The 15,803-nt window shown below is 66.0% G+C and carries 14 protein-coding genes; 8 read left to right on the top strand and 6 right to left on the bottom strand.

The features are described from left to right. Positions 1-57: 57 nt before the first annotated feature. Genes EFL26_RS20685 through EFL26_RS20660 form a run of 6 tightly spaced genes read right to left on the bottom strand, consistent with a single transcriptional unit; the run spans position 58 to position 6,849 of the window. A complete protein-coding gene (locus tag EFL26_RS20685; RefSeq protein WP_246000314.1) occupies positions 58-2,145 on the bottom strand; it encodes an acetate--CoA ligase family protein in 2,088 nt (695 codons plus the stop codon). 26 nt (positions 2,146-2,171) lie between these two features. Beyond that, positions 2,172-3,032 carry a CoA-transferase subunit beta gene (locus EFL26_RS20680; protein ID WP_123224800.1) on the bottom strand — a complete coding sequence of 287 codons (861 nt, stop codon included), beginning with the start codon at positions 3,030-3,032 and terminating at the stop codon, positions 2,172-2,174. Further along, on the bottom strand, positions 3,029-3,943 hold the full coding sequence (locus EFL26_RS20675) for a CoA transferase subunit A (protein ID WP_123224799.1): 915 nt from the start codon (positions 3,941-3,943) through the stop codon (positions 3,029-3,031). Before EFL26_RS20675 ends, EFL26_RS20680 begins: the two co-directional genes overlap by 4 nt. 9 nt (positions 3,944-3,952) lie before the next feature. Beyond that, positions 3,953-4,723 carry an SDR family NAD(P)-dependent oxidoreductase gene (locus EFL26_RS20670; RefSeq protein WP_123224798.1) on the bottom strand — a complete coding sequence of 257 codons (771 nt, stop codon included), beginning with the start codon at positions 4,721-4,723 and terminating at the stop codon, positions 3,953-3,955. Positions 4,724-4,765: 42 nt separating this feature from the next. After that, positions 4,766-5,485 carry an SDR family NAD(P)-dependent oxidoreductase gene (locus EFL26_RS20665; RefSeq protein WP_123224797.1) on the bottom strand — a complete coding sequence of 240 codons (720 nt, stop codon included), beginning with the start codon at positions 5,483-5,485 and terminating at the stop codon, positions 4,766-4,768. Beyond that, positions 5,482-6,849 (bottom strand): FAD-dependent oxidoreductase, encoded by a 1,368-nt coding sequence (locus EFL26_RS20660; RefSeq protein ID WP_123224833.1) that lies wholly within the window; start codon positions 6,847-6,849, stop codon positions 5,482-5,484. The genes EFL26_RS20665 and EFL26_RS20660 overlap by 4 nt, the downstream gene beginning before the upstream one ends. Positions 6,850-6,885: 36 nt before the next feature. On the opposite strand from EFL26_RS20660, the gene EFL26_RS20655 reads away from it, so the two are divergent. The 8 genes from EFL26_RS20655 to EFL26_RS20620 all read left to right on the top strand — a co-directional run bounded on the left by EFL26_RS20655 (position 6,886) and on the right by EFL26_RS20620 (position 15,782). Further along, positions 6,886-7,794 carry a phosphosulfolactate synthase gene (locus EFL26_RS20655; RefSeq protein ID WP_246000312.1) on the top strand — a complete coding sequence of 303 codons (909 nt, stop codon included), beginning with the start codon at positions 6,886-6,888 and terminating at the stop codon, positions 7,792-7,794. Then, positions 7,791-8,753: an XcbA family protein gene (locus EFL26_RS20650; protein WP_123224795.1), complete on the top strand. Its 963-nt coding sequence runs from the start codon at positions 7,791-7,793 to the stop codon at positions 8,751-8,753. The genes EFL26_RS20655 and EFL26_RS20650 overlap by 4 nt, the downstream gene beginning before the upstream one ends. Continuing rightward, positions 8,750-10,105 (top strand): 3-sulfopropionylcysteine synthase XcbD, encoded by a 1,356-nt coding sequence (gene xcbD / locus EFL26_RS20645; protein ID WP_123224794.1) that lies wholly within the window; start codon positions 8,750-8,752, stop codon positions 10,103-10,105. Before EFL26_RS20650 ends, xcbD begins: the two co-directional genes overlap by 4 nt. 11 nt (positions 10,106-10,116) lie before the next feature. After that, positions 10,117-11,073: a 1-aminocyclopropane-1-carboxylate deaminase/D-cysteine desulfhydrase gene (locus EFL26_RS20640; RefSeq protein WP_246000311.1), complete on the top strand. Its 957-nt coding sequence runs from the start codon at positions 10,117-10,119 to the stop codon at positions 11,071-11,073. Positions 11,074-11,082: 9 nt separating this feature from the next. Continuing rightward, positions 11,083-12,597 (top strand): lyase family protein, encoded by a 1,515-nt coding sequence (locus EFL26_RS20635; protein WP_123224792.1) that lies wholly within the window; start codon positions 11,083-11,085, stop codon positions 12,595-12,597. A gap of 277 nt (positions 12,598-12,874) precedes the next feature. Next, complete coding sequence (locus EFL26_RS20630) at positions 12,875-13,924, top strand: aromatic/alkene monooxygenase hydroxylase subunit beta (protein ID WP_123224791.1); 1,050 nt, start codon at positions 12,875-12,877, stop codon at positions 13,922-13,924. 15 nt (positions 13,925-13,939) lie between these two features. Continuing rightward, the gene (locus EFL26_RS20625) at positions 13,940-14,257 is read left to right on the top strand and encodes an MmoB/DmpM family protein (protein WP_123224790.1); all 318 of its coding nucleotides are present in this window, start codon (positions 13,940-13,942) and stop codon (positions 14,255-14,257) included. Between the two features lie 19 nt (positions 14,258-14,276). Continuing rightward, positions 14,277-15,782, top strand: a complete 1,506-nt coding sequence (locus EFL26_RS20620; RefSeq protein WP_123224789.1) for an aromatic/alkene/methane monooxygenase hydroxylase/oxygenase subunit alpha — start codon at positions 14,277-14,279, stop codon at positions 15,780-15,782. The last annotated feature ends 21 nt before the right edge of the window (positions 15,783-15,803 follow it).

Raw genomic sequence — 15,803 nt, 5'->3', positions numbered from 1 at the left:
AGACACCCTGTGTGTGGTCGTTGACGCTAAGCCGACTCCGGCTCGCCACACCTCCCCCTACCGAGACCAAACTCGCCCTGCCGATTCGCCCGGACCGGGCTGGCGCTCGTCCTCGCGGGACGAGGATGAGACCCGGATTCGCCAGTCGACGACAGTGCAGCCGTCGGGGCGAGCCAGGACAGGGTTCAGATCGATCTCCTCCACGTCAGTGCGGCTCAGGAGCAGCGCACCGAGCGCCTGCACGACGTGCGCGAGTTCGCCGACTGCGACCCCGGGGCGTCGACCTCCCAGGAGCGTGCTTGCGCCGCGTAGGCGCTCGATCATGGCAACGGCCTCTGTCGTCGTGACCGGGGCGAGAGCGAGCTGGATGTCATCGGTCGCCTCGACGTCGACCCCACCCAGACCAACCAGCACGACAGGACCAAACTCCGCGTCGCGGATACCGCCGACGATGACCTCGATCCCGGTCTCCTGCTCCTGGCACAGCAGGGTAACCCCGTTCCGCAGTTTGGCGAGGCGTTGCGCTGCCGCTTCGATCTCGTCGTCTTCCGCGAGCCCGAGCACGACCGCGCCCACATCGGACTTGTGCTGCAGCTCAGGATGAACAGCCTTGAGGACTATGGGCCGGTGGAGCTCCTCGGCGTCCGGGACCGCCCATTTCGTTGCGTCGCAGGCGACCCAGCGGACCAGCGGCACGCCGAAGGGCGTGAGTACCGCGGCCGCGTCGGCCGCGTCTAGCCAGCCGTCGCATATGCCCGCATTCGCCGTCACGGGCTCTGTTGACTGAGCGCGAGGCTGACCAGACAGGCCATGCCGGACGGCATGACCGATGGCTCTCGCTGCGCGCTCTGGCCACTCGAAGATCGGCACTCCCACGTCGCGCAGCGGTGCCGCTTGCGCGAGCGAGTCCCGGCTGCCCACCCAGCAGGCGTAGATCGGGATGCTGACCCCCTCTCCACGCAGGCGTCGCACCGCGTCCGCGATCGCCTCGGTGACCGGTGAAGTTGCCGAGCGCTGAAGGAGCACGGTAACCACCGAATCCACCTCCCCGCTGCGAGCCAGCACGTCGATGACGGCTGGATAGAGTTCGGGAAACCGTTTCCAGACGGTGGTCAGGTCGACGGGATTAGCGCCGCTGGCCAACGGGGGTAGGAACGACTCCAGCGAAGCGCGCAGGGTCTGGCTGAGCAGCGGCACGTCGATCTCCTCGAGAGCGAGAAGGTCGGTCAGCTCGACGCCGACGCCTCCGGAGTTGGTGACGATGCCGGTGCGTTTCCCCCGAGGAGCAGGCTGGGCGTCCAGCGCTCTCGCCGCGTCGAGCATCTCGAGGCCGGATCGCGTCTGGATGATTCCCGCCTGTGCGAACGCAGCGGACCAGATCCGAGGCCTTCCGGCCAAGCTGGCGCTGTGGGACAGCGCGGCCCGCTGCCCCGCCGACGAACTCCCGGTACGACACAGGATGACTGGACGCAACGGCGTGACCTGACGAGCCAATTCCACAAAGGAGCGACCGTCCGGGAGCGACTCGAGGAAGAAGCACAGGGGTCCGCTCCCGTCACGGGACAGGTGAGCCAGCATCTCGGTGTCGGTGACGTCGACACGGTTACCGGACGCAATGAGCTTGTCGAAAGACATGCCCTCGTCCGCGGCAAGGGTTTGCATCGCCATGCCGTAGGCACCGGACTGGGTGACCATGCTGATCGTGCCCGGGCGAGCCGGGCCGGCCCTGGTCAGGGAGGCGTTGAGGCCCGCAGCAGAATGCTGGACGCCTAGACAGTTAGGTCCGATGATGCGGACACCGGAGCTGCGTGCGACTTCGTTGAGTTCTTGCTGTAGGCGAGCTCCCGCCGGGCCGGTCTCAGCGAACCCAGACGAGATCACCACACAGGCCTCCGCCCCCTTGACGCCCGCTTCGCGGACCACGTCAATGACCTCACCAGCCGGTACTACGATGACGACAAGGTCCACGATGCCCGGCACGTCGAGGAGGCTGCGGTAGGACCGGACGCCGGCAACCGGCAGTCCCGACCTGGTGACGGGGAGGACCTCACCGGCGTAAGCGGAGAGGTTCTCCCACAGCACCGCACCTGCGCTGCCCGGCCGGTCGGACGCGCCGACGAGCACGATACGGCGTGGCTGGAACACGGCGTCCAACGCCGTGAGCGGCGGATCTAGCATGCACAGGTCTTGTCTGGTCGATGTTCGAAGACACGGGCCAGCTGATCCTTGGAGAACTCCTGATGTCGGACTTTGAGGGGGTCAGCTGCCCTGAGTGCCGCGAGCTCGACGGCACTGGGCAGAGGCACCGTGCGCAGGTCACCGGCCACCTCGAGCGGGAAACCGGTTGCGGCTCGCACCTGCTCTACGGATATGTCGGGAAACACCTGACGCAATCGTGCTCTTCCGCCCACGAAGTCGAACACACCGAGCTCGGTGACCAGCCACTCAGGGCCGTTTCCCCTGAAGCCGAGTTCCTCTCGGGTGGTGCCATGCATCCGGTGACCCATGTCGGTGATGAAGTCGCAGGCCTCGACCAGGGTGCGTCCCGAGCCGTGCCTGGTGGTCCACAGCGTCAGGTTGCGGATCGTGGCGGCCAGGTTGCAGCCACCGCCACCACCGCCGAGCTTCACCTTCGGCGGGGCGTTGACCGCTCCGACGGCGGTGACGTTTGTGTTCCCCCACTGGTCGATCTGACCGCCCGAGAGGAACATCCGGTCGATGTCCCCTCGAACGGCAGCGTCGAAGAACTCCTCGAACCGCATCTGGTATGTGGCCCCCCGCTGGAGCGCCAGGTCGTTGCCGGTGGGGGGGATGAAGGCGGGGTCGGGGTTGACCGCGTAGGTCGCGCCCTCCACGAGCAGCATGTCCCGCGCGTGGGTGTGGCGCGCAACGTGCATGGCCACCTGCGCGCACGGGCTGCCGAACCCGTGGAACACCGCTTCTCGGTCCCGGATCGTCCGCGCGAGTGTGACCACGAACCACTCGTCGATGGAGAACTTGAGGGCTCGGGTGTCTACGTCGGTGGCGGTCATGCGAAGAGCTCCTTCCATGCGGCGGTCGACTCATGCCACGAACGCAGACGCTCCAGCGGCTCAGAAACGAGCTTCCGGTAGGACTGCTCGTCAGGGGTGCCGAGCACATAGCGTTCGAGGTAGGCATTGGCTCCGTCGGCGGTGGCAGCAGCGTCCACGTACTCAGCGAGGTGGGTCCGGTCGTAGGCATACTCCGGGTAGCACGAGCTCGGATGGGCGCCGAACGGGACCTCGCTGATCGAGGCGACCAGATGCGCGGGCACGGTGATGCCTTCGGCTGCGACCTCTTCGGTGGACACAATTCGTTCGACGGTCGCGATGACGACCTTAGCTGCGGACGCGAATCTCTCGTCGAGGACGTACGGCTTGTCGAAGTGCAGGTTGCCGTGACGGTCGCCGAGCGAAGCATGGATGAGCGCGACGTCCGGACTCAGTGCGGGGACGGCTACAAGGACCTCACCGGTGAACGGGCAGGTGACCTCCCCGTACTCCGGGTGTAGTCGGCGGATGTCGGATCCCTTGACGCCACGCACCGGCAGAAAGGGCACGCCAGCCTCGGCTGCACGCAACTGGGTGAGCATCGTCACGCAGCAGCTTTCTGCGATGTGAAGCTCACCCGCCTGCGCTGCCCGGCGGTAGGCCGGCGCCAGGCCGAGGTCCTGTTCGAACCCCACATAGCTCTCCTCGCACACGGCGACGGCGCCTGCTGCGACGAGGAGGTCGACGTCGATGCCGTGGGCGGAGCCGACAAGGTGCAGCTCGCGGCGACGCTGGCGGATGAGTTCGCGGACGAGTGCCATTGGAAGACGTGCAGAAAGCCCGCCGCCGAGTGCGACGACGTCTCCGTCGTGCACGCGCGACACGGCCTCCTCGAGTGGGAGACGCTTGTCGAGGTTGAGGAAGAACGTCATCGGGCACTCCTACTGAGCCGTCATGCCGCCGTCGGCGGCGATGACTGAGCCGGTGAGGAACGAGGACTCGTCGGATGCCAGGAATGCCGCGACGCGAGCGATCTCCTCCGGCGTGCCTAGACGGCCGATGGGGTACTTGAGTAGCGTCTTCGCCAGCCCTGCTTCGAGGTCTCCGCCGCCCCGTGCGCGCAGCATAGGCTCCATGAGGGGGGTGAAGACGGTCCCTGGACAGATTGCATTGACCCGAATCTTGAATGGTGCGAGGTCGATAGCCATCGAGCGCGTGAGCGAGACGACAGCTCCCTTCGCAGCGCAGTAGGAGGCGAAGTTGGGGACGGCGACGAGCGCTGCGACCGAACCCTGGTTCACGATTGCGCCGCCACCCGACGCCTTGAGGTGGGGCACGGCCGCACGCGAGCAGAGGAAGGTGCCCTTGGCATTCACGTTCATCGCTCGGTCCCAGTCGTCGTCAGTGGCCTCGGCCACGGAACCGCTGGAGTCACATCCGGCGTTGTTGTAGAGCACGTGCAGGCCCCCGAACTCTGCCACGACCTTTGCGACGGCCTCGTCAACGGCGCCGGTGTCCGCCACGTTCGCGGGCACAGCGATGGCTCGGCCTCCGGCGGAGATGATCGCGTCAGCCGTTTCCGCTGCCGCTTCGGGCCGGAGGTCCATGATGCCTACTGCCGCTCCATCGCGTGCGATGAGCTCGGCGGCGGCACGTCCGATGCCCGAGCCGGCCCCGGTAACGATCGCCACCTTGTCGGCGAACCTGCTCATGATGTCTTCCCTTCTGTGGTGGTGGTGTAGCTCGACTCGTAGCTAGATGGCTGTCCAGCCGACGTCGAGAACAAGCGTGTGTCCGGTTATGTAGGAGAGCTGGTCCCCAGCGAGGACCGCGATCGCTGCGGCGAACTCGTTGGCCCGCGCGACGCGACCGAGGGGGACGCGCGCCTCGACCTTCTTGCGGAGCAGTTCTCGGTCCAGCCTCCAATGGGTCATCGGAGTCTGCACCACGCCTGGGCAGGTGGCATTCGCTCGGATACCGGCCGGCGCGTAGGCGGCGGCCAGTGGCCGGATGAAGGCGACGACGGCTCCCTTCGAGGCGGTGCGTGCGCACCGCTCCGGGAAGGCGACCTGCGCTGCGATCGAGGCGACGTTCATGATGTGCTCCGACCGACGGGCGAGCATCGCTGGGAGCACCGCCTTCGCCCACGGGAAGGGCCCACGAACGTTGACCGCCATCATCAGGTCCGAGTCCTCGACCGCGCTGTCATGGCAGAGGCTTGCGTGCGCGCCTCCCGTCGTACCGGCGTTGTTGACCAGCACGTCGACGTGACCGAAGTCGGCGATGATGCGGGCGAAGGCAGCGTCGACGTGAGGCTGCTGGGAGACATCCGCCGTCAGATCCAAGACGCCGGCCCGGGGTGACGCGACAACGTCTATCCCGGCGACGAGGCTGTCGGCTGCGAGTCTGGCAACGGTCGCAGCGCCGATTCCCGAGGCTGCGCCCGTGACGACCGCTACTCTGGTCGTGGTCACGCAACGGTCTCCATGCGGCGCCGCATCGCGGAGGCAGCCGACGCGGCGGCCAGCAAGAGTGGCTCGTAAACCGGTGCAAACGGCGGAGCGTAGGACAAGTCGAGCTCAGTGAGGTCCTGCACCGAGAAAGCGGCGTGCAGGGCGACGGCGGCGACGTCGACGCGCTTGGCCACGTCGTCTCCCGAGCCGGCGAACTGGGCGCCGAGCAGCCTCCCGTCGGCGGTGTGGACCAGGCGCACCTCGACCGGGGCTGAACCGGGATAGTACTTGGCGCGGGATCGGCCGGTCGCGTCGGTTGCGTAGGCTTCGTAGCCGGCGTCGAGAGCCTCGCTGAGGGTCAGGCCGGTTCTCGCCACTCCCACGCCGAAGACCTTGACAACGGCTGTGCCGACGACACCGGGGAAGTTCGCGTCGCCGCCAGCCGCGACGGTCCCCGCGACGCGGCCGGTCTTGTTGGCCGTCGGGCCCAGAGGCACGAAGGCAGGTGAGCCGGTGACGACGTGATTCGGAGCGATGCAGTCGCCGGCCGCCAGCACGTTCGGCACCGACGTGCGCATCCGGTCGTCCACGATCAGCGCGCCGGCGGGACCGGTCTCGGCACCGATCATCTCACCGAGGACGCTCGCAGGTCGAACGCCCGTCGCGACGATGACGGCGTCGGTCCGGAATGCCTTGCTGTCGCAGAGCCCCACCTGCAGGCCGTCATTGGTCCGGGTCACCTCCTTGACGGCGGTGTTGAGTTTGCAGTCGGCATGCCTGGTCACCTCTTCCTCCACCTTGGCGGAGAACTCGGGGTCGAGGTTCGGCATCAGGTGGGGAAGTGCCTCGACCACCGTGACCGAGACCCCCCGTTCGGCCAGCGACTCGGTCACTTCGAGGCCGATGTAGCCGCCGCCGATGACTGTTGCATGTCCGATGTGGCCGGCATCGAGGAGCCGTCGGAGCCGGATCGATCCCTCTACCGTGCGGATCGCGAAGACATGGTCGTCGTCGAGCCCGGGGATCGGCGGAAGTACTGGACGTGCTCCTGCAGTGAGGACAAGCCGGTTGTAGGCGAGCTGCTCGATGTCTCCATCGATGCGCACGTGGACGATCTGCCGCTCGGGGTCGATGCGGACCACTTCGGCGCCGAACCGGATCTCGATTCCACGCTTGTCGCGGAAGAAGTCCGGCGGGTATGCGCGCAACGAGTCCACCTCTGGAACTACCTGCGAGAGGAAATAAGGTAGGCCACACAGGCCATACGCAGCATGCTGTCCGGCCTCGAGCACCAGGATCGAGAGTTCTTCGTCCACGCGGCGTGCAGCGGAGGCCGCCGACATCCCAGCCGCGCCAGCCCCAACCACGATTAGCCGTCGTCCCATCATGGCTCCTTTCGACTGTCCGGAACCGTAGGAGGGGTGTGCCGCGAGCGACCATGTCTTGCCAGGACGAAGCAGTCGCCCCAGATCATCCCGCTGGGGCAGGGACTTGAGCTGGCGGGCTGCCTAGCGTCGGGGTCGCCCACAAAAGAACGGAGGCCTCTCGTGTACGAACAGCCATGCTTCCTCGACCTCCCCGACCGCCCCGAGAAGCCCCGAGCGGAGGGTCTGACCCACGTCCTCGACAAGGGGATTTCGCTGCGGGCGCTTGACGCGCTGCTGGAGCAGGCTGCCGACTACATCGACGTCCTCAAGCTCGGCTGGGGCATCGGGTACGTCGACAAGGACCTCAGGAGCCGAGCCCTTCTCTGTCGCCAGTCGAGTGTGTCCCTGTGTCTGGGGGGTACCCTCATGGAAGTTGCCGCCCAGCGGGGCCGGGTTGCGGAGTTGGCCGAGTGGGCACAGCGAGCCGGGGTCGAGGCCTTGGAGGTGTCCAACGGCCTGTCGTCGATGCCAGTCGCCGTGAAGCAGCAGTTGATCCGCGGTCTTTCTCGCGACTTCACGATCTTCGCCGAGACCGGAGCGAAGGATGGGAAGGTCGACGTCAAGCCTCGCGACTGGGTGGACGAGATGGAGGGTGACCTCGCGGCGGGCGCCCGCTACGTCATCGCAGAGGGGCGCGAGAGCGGCACGGTGGGCCTCTACCGCTCCGACGGGTCACCCCGGGGTGAGCTCGCCGACGCCATTGCTGCCCGGATCCCACTCGGTCAGGTGATCTTCGAGACGCCAGTCAAGGCCCAACAGACCTGGTTCATCCGCCGCTTCGGCGCCAACGTCGGCTTGGGCAACGTGGGTGCGGAGGAGGCGCTGGCTCTCGAGACCCTTCGCCTCGGGCTCCGAGCCGATACCGCCGACCTGGGCCGTTCGAGAGTGTCGGTGCGATCATGATCCCCGAGCCGCCGTTGAACTTCATCACGCGTCCCTACCGCGGGCTCTCGGTCCAAGAGGTCGATGTCGAGCTGACCGAGCCGTCCCTCCTCGACCTGCTCGTGGGACGCGAGGTCTATCGCCGGACCGACTTCCTACTCCTACATCGTGGCGACAACTGGGCCCTCGCTGCCGTCGTGAAGGAGTCGGCGGTTCCACTGTTCTCGCCCGTCGTGGAGGCGCGCGTTCTCGCCCTCCCACACCAGGTGCGAATGCTGCACTCCCCGGACACCGACGTGGGCAATGCATCGGCACTCGCCCGGGTCGCGGCATCCAACAAGCAGGAGGGTGTTCTGGCCTACGCCGTGCGTGGTCGGTTCGAGCACATCAACGTGATCTGGCGGCCAGATCCCCTGGTCGTGAGGGTCACCGAGGTCGTCCCTCCATGGCCCGCAAAGCTCTTGGCGATGGCCCAGCAGGTGCTGGACTTTGACGAGGACCTGCCGCCCATCGCCCTTGAGCTCGACGAGGTCGACATCACCGATCTGGCAGCACAACACCGCGCCGACAACTACCTGCTGCCCTGCCGCGGATCTGGCGCGGAGGTGTCCGGCCAGGTCGACTTCCTCGACACCCGCCCTCCGGCGCGCCTGGACTGGCTGATGGTCGGCTGTGAGCGATCGGTGCAGTTCCACGAACACTTCTACGGCGACCGAGCGCCGCGCGTGGACATCTGTCCGCGCCTCAGGCCGGCCACCTCCGACTCCAGCGACTTCACTCTCACAAAGTGCTGCCTGATCGAGCGAGGCATCGCCACCGATGACGCACGGGCGATCGTGCCTTGGGGCTCCAATCTGGACGAAGTGCGCCTCGCGCTGCGCGCGCTGGTCGGGCTCGAACAACCCCCCGCCCCACAGAAGGTTCAAACACCTCCCTGGTCCACCGCGGCGGACAAGGGCACGACGGAGGTCCACGCATGACCGCTCATCCCATGGATTCCAACATCTACGGCCATCTGTGGGGCACCCCCGAGGCACGTGGGCTCTTCGACGACCGCGGACGCACACAGGCGTGGCTCAACATCTTGGCAGCGCTCGCCGAAGCGCAGGCCGAGGTCGGGCTGGTCCCGCCAGAGGCGGCCAAGCAGATCCGCCTGCATGCGCACGTGTCGATGCTGGACCTCGACGAATTAGCCATACAGACCCGGGAAACGGGGCACTCCACGCTCGGCCTCATCCGCTGCGTTCAACATGTCCTGCCCCAGGAAGCCCGCGAGTGGGTCTACTACGGCGCGACCGTGCAGGACGTCTCCGACACGTGGACGGCGCTGGTCATGCAGCGGATCACCGCGATTGCCGACCGCGACCTGGCCCGAATCGAGGCTGCAGCCACCCGCCTCTCGCGCGAGCACGCAAACACCATCATGAGCGGCCGGACTCACGGCCAGGCCGGGCTCCCCGTCACGTTCGGGTTCAAGGCAGCGGTGTGGGTCTCCGAGATTCGCCGTCACCGAGAGCGCCTTGCTGAAGGATCCAGGCGCTGGAGCGTCGTCCAACTCGGCGGCGCGATCGGCACAATGGAGTTCTGGGGGGATCGGGCACTGCCCCTGCTGGATGCGTTCGCCCGCCGGTTGGACCTCCAGGCGCCAGACATTGCCTGGCTGACCGCTCGCGACCGCGTCGCCGAGTTCATCTCGGTACTGGGAATGATCACTGCGACCCTGGGCAAGATCGGCCAAGAGGTCTACCAGCTTCAGCGCCCGGAACTGGCCGAGGTTCGCGAGGGCGCAACACCGGGCGTCGTCGGCAGCATCACCATGCCGCACAAGGTCAACCCGGAGATCTCCGAGCATCTGGTAACGCTGGCGCGCGTCGTCCGCTCGCATGTCGGTCTCGCGTTCGAGGGCATGCTGCCAGAGCACGAGCGGGACGGACGCGCCTGGAAGACTGAATGGCTCGTGTTGCCCGAAGCTTGTTGCCTCACGGCGGCCACTCTGACGATGGCCCACACGCTGCTCGAACGGCTCGAAGTCGATCCTAGCCGGATGGCAGACAACCTCGCGGCCCGCGGCGGCTACGTGCTGTCTGAGCCGGTCATGCGGGAGCTCGCGCCCCGACTCGGCAAGCACCATGCCCATGAGTTGATCTACCAGACCGCCATGCGCGGACTCGCTGAGGGTCTCACGTTCCGTGACGCTCTGCTGTCCGAGCCAGCCGTCGGCCGGGCCATCAGCGAGGAGGAGCTTAGCGCCGCCCTGGCGCCCACGGCAGGGCTCGGTTCCGCGCCCGAATTCGTGACCCGCGTAGTTGGTTCCAACGGCGCACAGCCATGAACTCATCGTGGGTGTCAACCCTGGACAACCTGCCGCGAGTCGGCACTGTCCTCGCACCAACGCCGCTGGATCCAGCCGTCAACCTCTCCGACGCGCTAGGCGTCGAAGTGTGGTTCAAGCGAGACGACCTCACGGGTCGCGGCTTCGGTGGCAACAAAGTTCGTACCGTGGAATACCTACTCGGCCATGCGCTCGCAGAGGGTCACGACTGTGTGGTGACCGGCGCTGGACCGCAGTCGAACTGGGCCATGCTGTCCGCCCTCACTGCGACCATGGCCGGGCTCGAGCCGCACCTCATCTATTACGGCGACCCACAGCCGGCCGCCGGCAACCAGCTGCTCGCGGAAATATCGGGGGCGTGCATCCGGTGGACCGGCGAGGTCGACCGCACCTCCCTCGACCCAGTGCTGAACAAGGTCGCACGCGAGTTGATCGATTCCGGACGGTCCCCTTGTGTCATCCCTCGCGGCGGGGCGACCCCACTCGGCTGTCTGGGCTACGTCCGTGGCGCCATCGAACTCACGAGTCAGTTGGTCGAACATGGGATAGAGGCGACCTCAATCTGGTTGGCGACCGGATCATGCGGCACGCAAGCCGGACTGATCTCCGGCCTGACCGTCCTTGACGCGGACCTGCCCGTCATTGGCGTTGCGACCAGTCGCACCCCCACGGAGTCGGCCGAGCGCGTCGCGACTCTTGCGGCTGGAACCTTGGCTCTCCTCGGTGACCGCCGAAACGCGCCGGAACCCATAGTGGTCGGGGGGTTCATCGGGGAGGGCTACGGAATCCCCTCCGACGCCGGTAGGTGGGCAGCGGAGCTGGTAGCCCGCACTGAGGGCGTCTTCCTTGACCCGGTATTCGGTGCCAAGGCGATGGCAGCACTCATCGAGTACGCCCGGCGTGACCTGATCAAAGGACCGCTCGTGTACCTGGTAACGGGCGGTGCCCCCACAGTGCTGACCAAGTGAGGAGTCGCCATGATCGATGCGGTGCCAGACGGGTACTTGGGCGCCACCGGGCGCATCACCAGCGGACCGGCCCCGGAACTTGTCGCAACTGGCTACTCCCTGGAGACGGCGGATGCGCCGCTGCTTCACAGTGGACTCAACTTGGCCGATCTGGCGCACGTCCTTGCGCTCGTCGACGCGACAGTCGTGCCGCGAGCTGCAGCGAGGCAGCTGATCAACCAGCTCTTGGAATTCAACGAAACCCCGGCCGCAGACTTTCCTTACGACGCTGCATACGGTGATGCCTACAACAGCCGTGAACGGGAGCTTCAGAGGCGAATCGGCGTGCTTGCTGGCTGGCTTCACACCGGCCGGACTCGGCGTGAGGCCGGCCGGATCGCCTTCCGCATCGCGTTGCGTCGCCAGTTGCTCGACCTGCACGAAGCGATTACGGAGCTTGTCGAGGCGCTCGCTTCTCAGGCGCGCGGACACGCTGCCACGACCTGGGCCGACACGACCTACCTTCAGCCTGCCCAGCCCTCGACCTTTGGTCACTACCTCGGCGGATTTGGCGAAGAGGCGACGCGTCACTTGCGTCGCGTCTGGGCGGCCTACGTCTGGGTCAACCGATCACCGGTCGGGTGTGGCGGAGTCGGCGGTTCACCCATTCTCACGAACCGGGTCGGGGATGCCGCGATCCTGGGCTTCGACGAACCAGGCTTCCACACCCGAGACATCATGTGGTCCGTGGACGGGCTCGTCGACGTTGCGGTTGCCGCAACCCAGGCAGCTACTACGGTGGACCGGTTGTGCGAGGACCTGGAGATCTTCGCAAGTCCGGCGTTTGGGTACGTCACACTGCACGCCTCTCTGTGTCGCGCATCCGTTCTGCTTCCGCAGAAGCGCAACCCATACGCGCTCGCGGTCGTCCGATCCGGGACCAACGTCCTCATTGGCCAGGCAACAGCGTTGCTCGCTGCTCAGCGCACACCTTCCGCACGCACGGACAACTGGCTGCACGGCTATGGTGAGACGTCCAAGGTCGTCGAAAACGCCACCCGACTCGTACGGCTTGGCACGATGATCGTCGGCACTCTCGAGGTGGACCAACAGCACTTGGCCGCTGAGGCGGCCTCCCATTTCACGGGTGCAGCCGACCTGGCTGAGCACATGGTCCTTCGCGAGGGCCTCGATTATCGAACGGCGTACCAGGTTGTCGGTGCAGCGGTCGCTCGCGCCGTCGCAGCGGGTCGCACTTCACTCGAGTTGACAGACCTCGCAGCATCGGCTGGTGAACATCTAGGCCGACCGCTCACCGCCGATCTGAACGTAGCCGCCATCACTGACCCCGGCATGATCGTCGCCAGGCGCGACGTTCTGGGCGGAAGCGCGGCACACCGCGTGACGGAGCACGCGCGGCGCATCGAGCGGCTCGCCCAACGGGCAGCCCGCCGCCGAGAACGCGCCCGAGGCAGCATCGAGAGCGCCGAGAATGCCGTGCTGGCGCGAGCCCGCGAGTTCTCGGCCGCTCACGAGCAGGGTTAGCGCGCGGGTTCAGGACACTACGCTCGACCTCTGGCGTCCGTTCGTGTGCCGTTGCGGGCCGAGAAGGCACATCACGTTGGTCCCCGCCGGACCAACGGCTGCCGAGGCTTGGTGGGCCAGGCGCCGATCCATAGCAGTGGCGTCACGACCTGCCCTCATTCTCTGAGGCCAGAACGCGCTCAGCGATTCGACCTCGGGAACCCAAGACCGCTGGCCACCGAACTTTCTACCTTCGGACCTCGTTGCTCTCGCGCACACCGGAATCGGAGGTCGCAGTATGGCTGTCTACACAGCACCGAAACGAACCACCCTCTCGGGCAACCGAACGTTTACGTGGGTCAAGCCGCAGGGCAAGCGCCCAACCGAGTACGAGGACCTGACCGTAGGTCAGCAGTCAACCCCAGCCCAGTATGCGTTTCAGGGATGGCCGGTTCGGTTCGACGATGGAAGGGATCCCTACACCGCGGACGCCACGGTTGTGCGCTGCTCGGACTGGTACGCCTTCCGGGACCCGAACCAGACGATGCAGCGGCCGTACATCGCGGGCATGAACGAGTCGGAGAAGGCGCTTGAGCGTTCCTTTGCCGGCGCACACGCCGCCGGCCTCTTCGCTTTCGCCGACGAGGGTTGGGTCCGTACCGGACTTGCGCAGCACTACATGACCTACCCCTTCGTCGAGTACGGGCTCTTCCTCGCCCTGTGCTACGCCGAGCGGGAGGCGCTGTCGGACACGACTACGTTCCCGATCGTCTTCGAGGCGGCTGACAAGCTGCGCCACCTGCAGGGCGTCGTGTACTACTCCTTCGAACTGGAAGAGGCGTTCCCCTGGTTCGACGACTCCACCTTCATGACGGCGTGGATGACCGACCCTGTGTGGCAAGGCGCGCGCAAGGCCGTCGAGAACATCATCGCTCTCAACGACTGGATGGAGATCGTCGTCGCGATCAACCTTTGCTTCGACCGGCTCTTCGGTGACCTCGCCAAGGTCGAATACTTCAGCCGCTTCGCCGCCGCGAATGGTGACGTGGTGACTCCGATCCTGATCGCCTCCGCGGAGGCCGACAGCGCACGCACCGATCGCTGGACGGCTGCCCTGATCGAGCACCTACTCGATGACCCCAAACACGGCAGCCACAACCGCACCCTCATCAACGGGTGGGTGGAGAAGTGGAACGCGTACGCCCTGGAGGCATGTAACGCCTTCGCACCCGTGTTCGACCAGGCCACCGCCCAGGCAGCCACCTTCGCGACAGCGCTGGACGACGTGATGCGGAAGCAGGCCACCTACCTCGAGGGACTGGGACTACGCGTCCCCGCCGCGGCCTAGACGGAAGGGAACCACATGTCAACGCGAGACTTCACCAAGGTCCGAGACACGGTCGGCATTTCGCTGATCGGTAGCACGGAGACGGCGGCGGCGGTGGCCATGGTCGAGGAGGAGATCCCCGACGCCAAGATCACCGACAACGACTGCTTCTTCAAGATCGAGCGGGACGGACTGCTCAGGTTCGACATGGAGAGTTTGTCGGAACGGCTGGGTCGTGACTACTCGGTTCATGACTTCCTGGTGAACATGACGTCCTACTACGGACGCATCGTCGTGAACGACGGCGTCGTCGAGATTCACTCAGAGATCCTCCCCGAGCGGTTCCGCGACTAGGCACGAAGGAGACAGACCGATGGTGGCACCGAAACTGGAAACAGTCCACGAGAAGAGCAAGCGCTACGACTGGGGGTTCGACTACGCCAAGCCGGACCCGAAGTTCCCCTCTCGTTACATCATTCCACCGAAGGGCAAGGACCCGTTCCGGGTGATGATGCGTGGCTACGCGGCAATGGAGAGCGAGAAGGACAACCGGGTCTACGGCGCCCTGGACAGTAACGTCCGTTTCCGCAACGCGAATCTGGCGGAGCCCCGGTTCATGGAGGCCATGAAGTTCGCCGTCCCTGCGTTCACCGACGCCGAGTACCAGGCGGTCTGTGGTGCGGGATTCCTGATCTCGTCGGTGAAGAACCAGGAACTTCGGCAAGGCTACGCCGGCCAGATGCTGGACGAGGTGCGGCACACTCAGCTCGAGGTGGCTCTGCGCAAGTACTACCTCAAGAACTACCACGATCCTGCCGGGTTCGACATCGGGCAGCAAGCGCTGGGCAACCACCCTGTGGGAACGCTCGCTCGGGCGTCGTTCCAGCCATTCAACACCGGTGACCCGATCGAGGTATCGATGTGTCTGGGGGTGGTGTTGGAAACGGCCTACACCAATCCGCTGGTCGTGGCGCTGCCCCAGGTCGCCACGGTGAACGGCGACCAGGCGATGCCGAGCACCTTCCTCTCCATTCAGTCCGACGAGTCGCGGCACATGGCCAACGGCTACAGCACTCTGATGGCGTGCCTGGAGGCGACCGAAAATGTTCCGTTCCTCCAAGAAGCACTGGAACGGCACTTCTGGCACCAGCACCAGTCCATGGACACTTTGGTGGGCGTCGTCGCCGAGTACTACGCCGTGAACCGGCCCTGGGCATACAAGGACGTATGGGAGGAGTGGGTCGTCGACGACTTCGTTGGCTCCTACATGAGCCGGCTGGCACCTTACGGTCTGCGGCCACCGGACCGACTTCCGGACGTGGCCCGATTCGTGAACGACATGCACCACTCCGTTGCCATCGCGCTGGCCGCTATCTGGCCGCTGAACTTCTGGCGCATCGACCCCATGGGGCCAACCGACTACGAATGGTTCGAGAAGCACTACCCGGGCTGGACCGAACGCTACGGTGGCCTCTGGGACGCCTACCGAGCAATGAGCGACCCGTCCTCAGGACGGCTGTTGATGCAGGAACTGCCTGCTCTACCGCCGTTCTGCCAGGTGTGCCACGTGCCCTGTGTGATGCCGCGCATCGACGCGCCGGAAACGCGAATCCTCGACCGCGACGGCAAGCGGTATGCGGTGTGCAGTGAGGGCTGCGAGTGGATCTTCCGGCTCAACCCGACCATCTACACCGGTTGTGCGAACTGGTGGGAGCGCTTCGACGGGATGGACCTCGCCGACGTGATCTTGGCGCTGGGCTACGTCCGGCCGGACGGGAAGACCCTGATGGGTCAGCCCCATCTGAACCCCGACCGGATGTGGACCATCGACGACATCCGGCGGCTCGAGTACGAGGTCAAGGACCCGCTGAGGGTGTGAGGCCGCCAGTGGGGGTCGGGC

Source organism: Nocardioides pocheonensis (assembly GCF_003725535.1).
In the GTDB taxonomy this organism is placed as follows: Bacteria; Actinomycetota; Actinomycetes; order Propionibacteriales; family Nocardioidaceae; genus Marmoricola; species Marmoricola pocheonensis.
The sequence above is the reverse complement of the archived record's forward strand: the minus strand, read 5'-3'. Positions and strand labels throughout refer to the sequence as shown.

Bases quoted from the DNA above. Each gene is read 5' to 3' on its own strand.
- EFL26_RS20680 (WP_123224800.1), bottom strand. From the start codon at position 3,032: ATGACCGCCACCGACGTAGACACCCGAGCCCTCAAGTTCTCCATCGAC.
- EFL26_RS20675 (WP_123224799.1), bottom strand. From the start codon at position 3,943: ATGACGTTCTTCCTCAACCTCGACAAGCGTCTCCCACTCGAGGAGGCC.
- EFL26_RS20670 (WP_123224798.1), bottom strand. From the start codon at position 4,723: ATGAGCAGGTTCGCCGACAAGGTGGCGATCGTTACCGGGGCCGGCTCG.
- EFL26_RS20660 (WP_123224833.1), bottom strand. From the start codon at position 6,849: ATGGGACGACGGCTAATCGTGGTTGGGGCTGGCGCGGCTGGGATGTCG.
- EFL26_RS20650 (WP_123224795.1), top strand. From the start codon at position 7,791: ATGATCCCCGAGCCGCCGTTGAACTTCATCACGCGTCCCTACCGCGGG.
- xcbD (WP_123224794.1), top strand. From the start codon at position 8,750: ATGACCGCTCATCCCATGGATTCCAACATCTACGGCCATCTGTGGGGC.
- EFL26_RS20635 (WP_123224792.1), top strand. From the start codon at position 11,083: ATGATCGATGCGGTGCCAGACGGGTACTTGGGCGCCACCGGGCGCATC.
- EFL26_RS20630 (WP_123224791.1), top strand. From the start codon at position 12,875: ATGGCTGTCTACACAGCACCGAAACGAACCACCCTCTCGGGCAACCGA.
- EFL26_RS20625 (WP_123224790.1), top strand. From the start codon at position 13,940: ATGTCAACGCGAGACTTCACCAAGGTCCGAGACACGGTCGGCATTTCG.
- EFL26_RS20620 (WP_123224789.1), top strand. From the start codon at position 14,277: ATGGTGGCACCGAAACTGGAAACAGTCCACGAGAAGAGCAAGCGCTAC.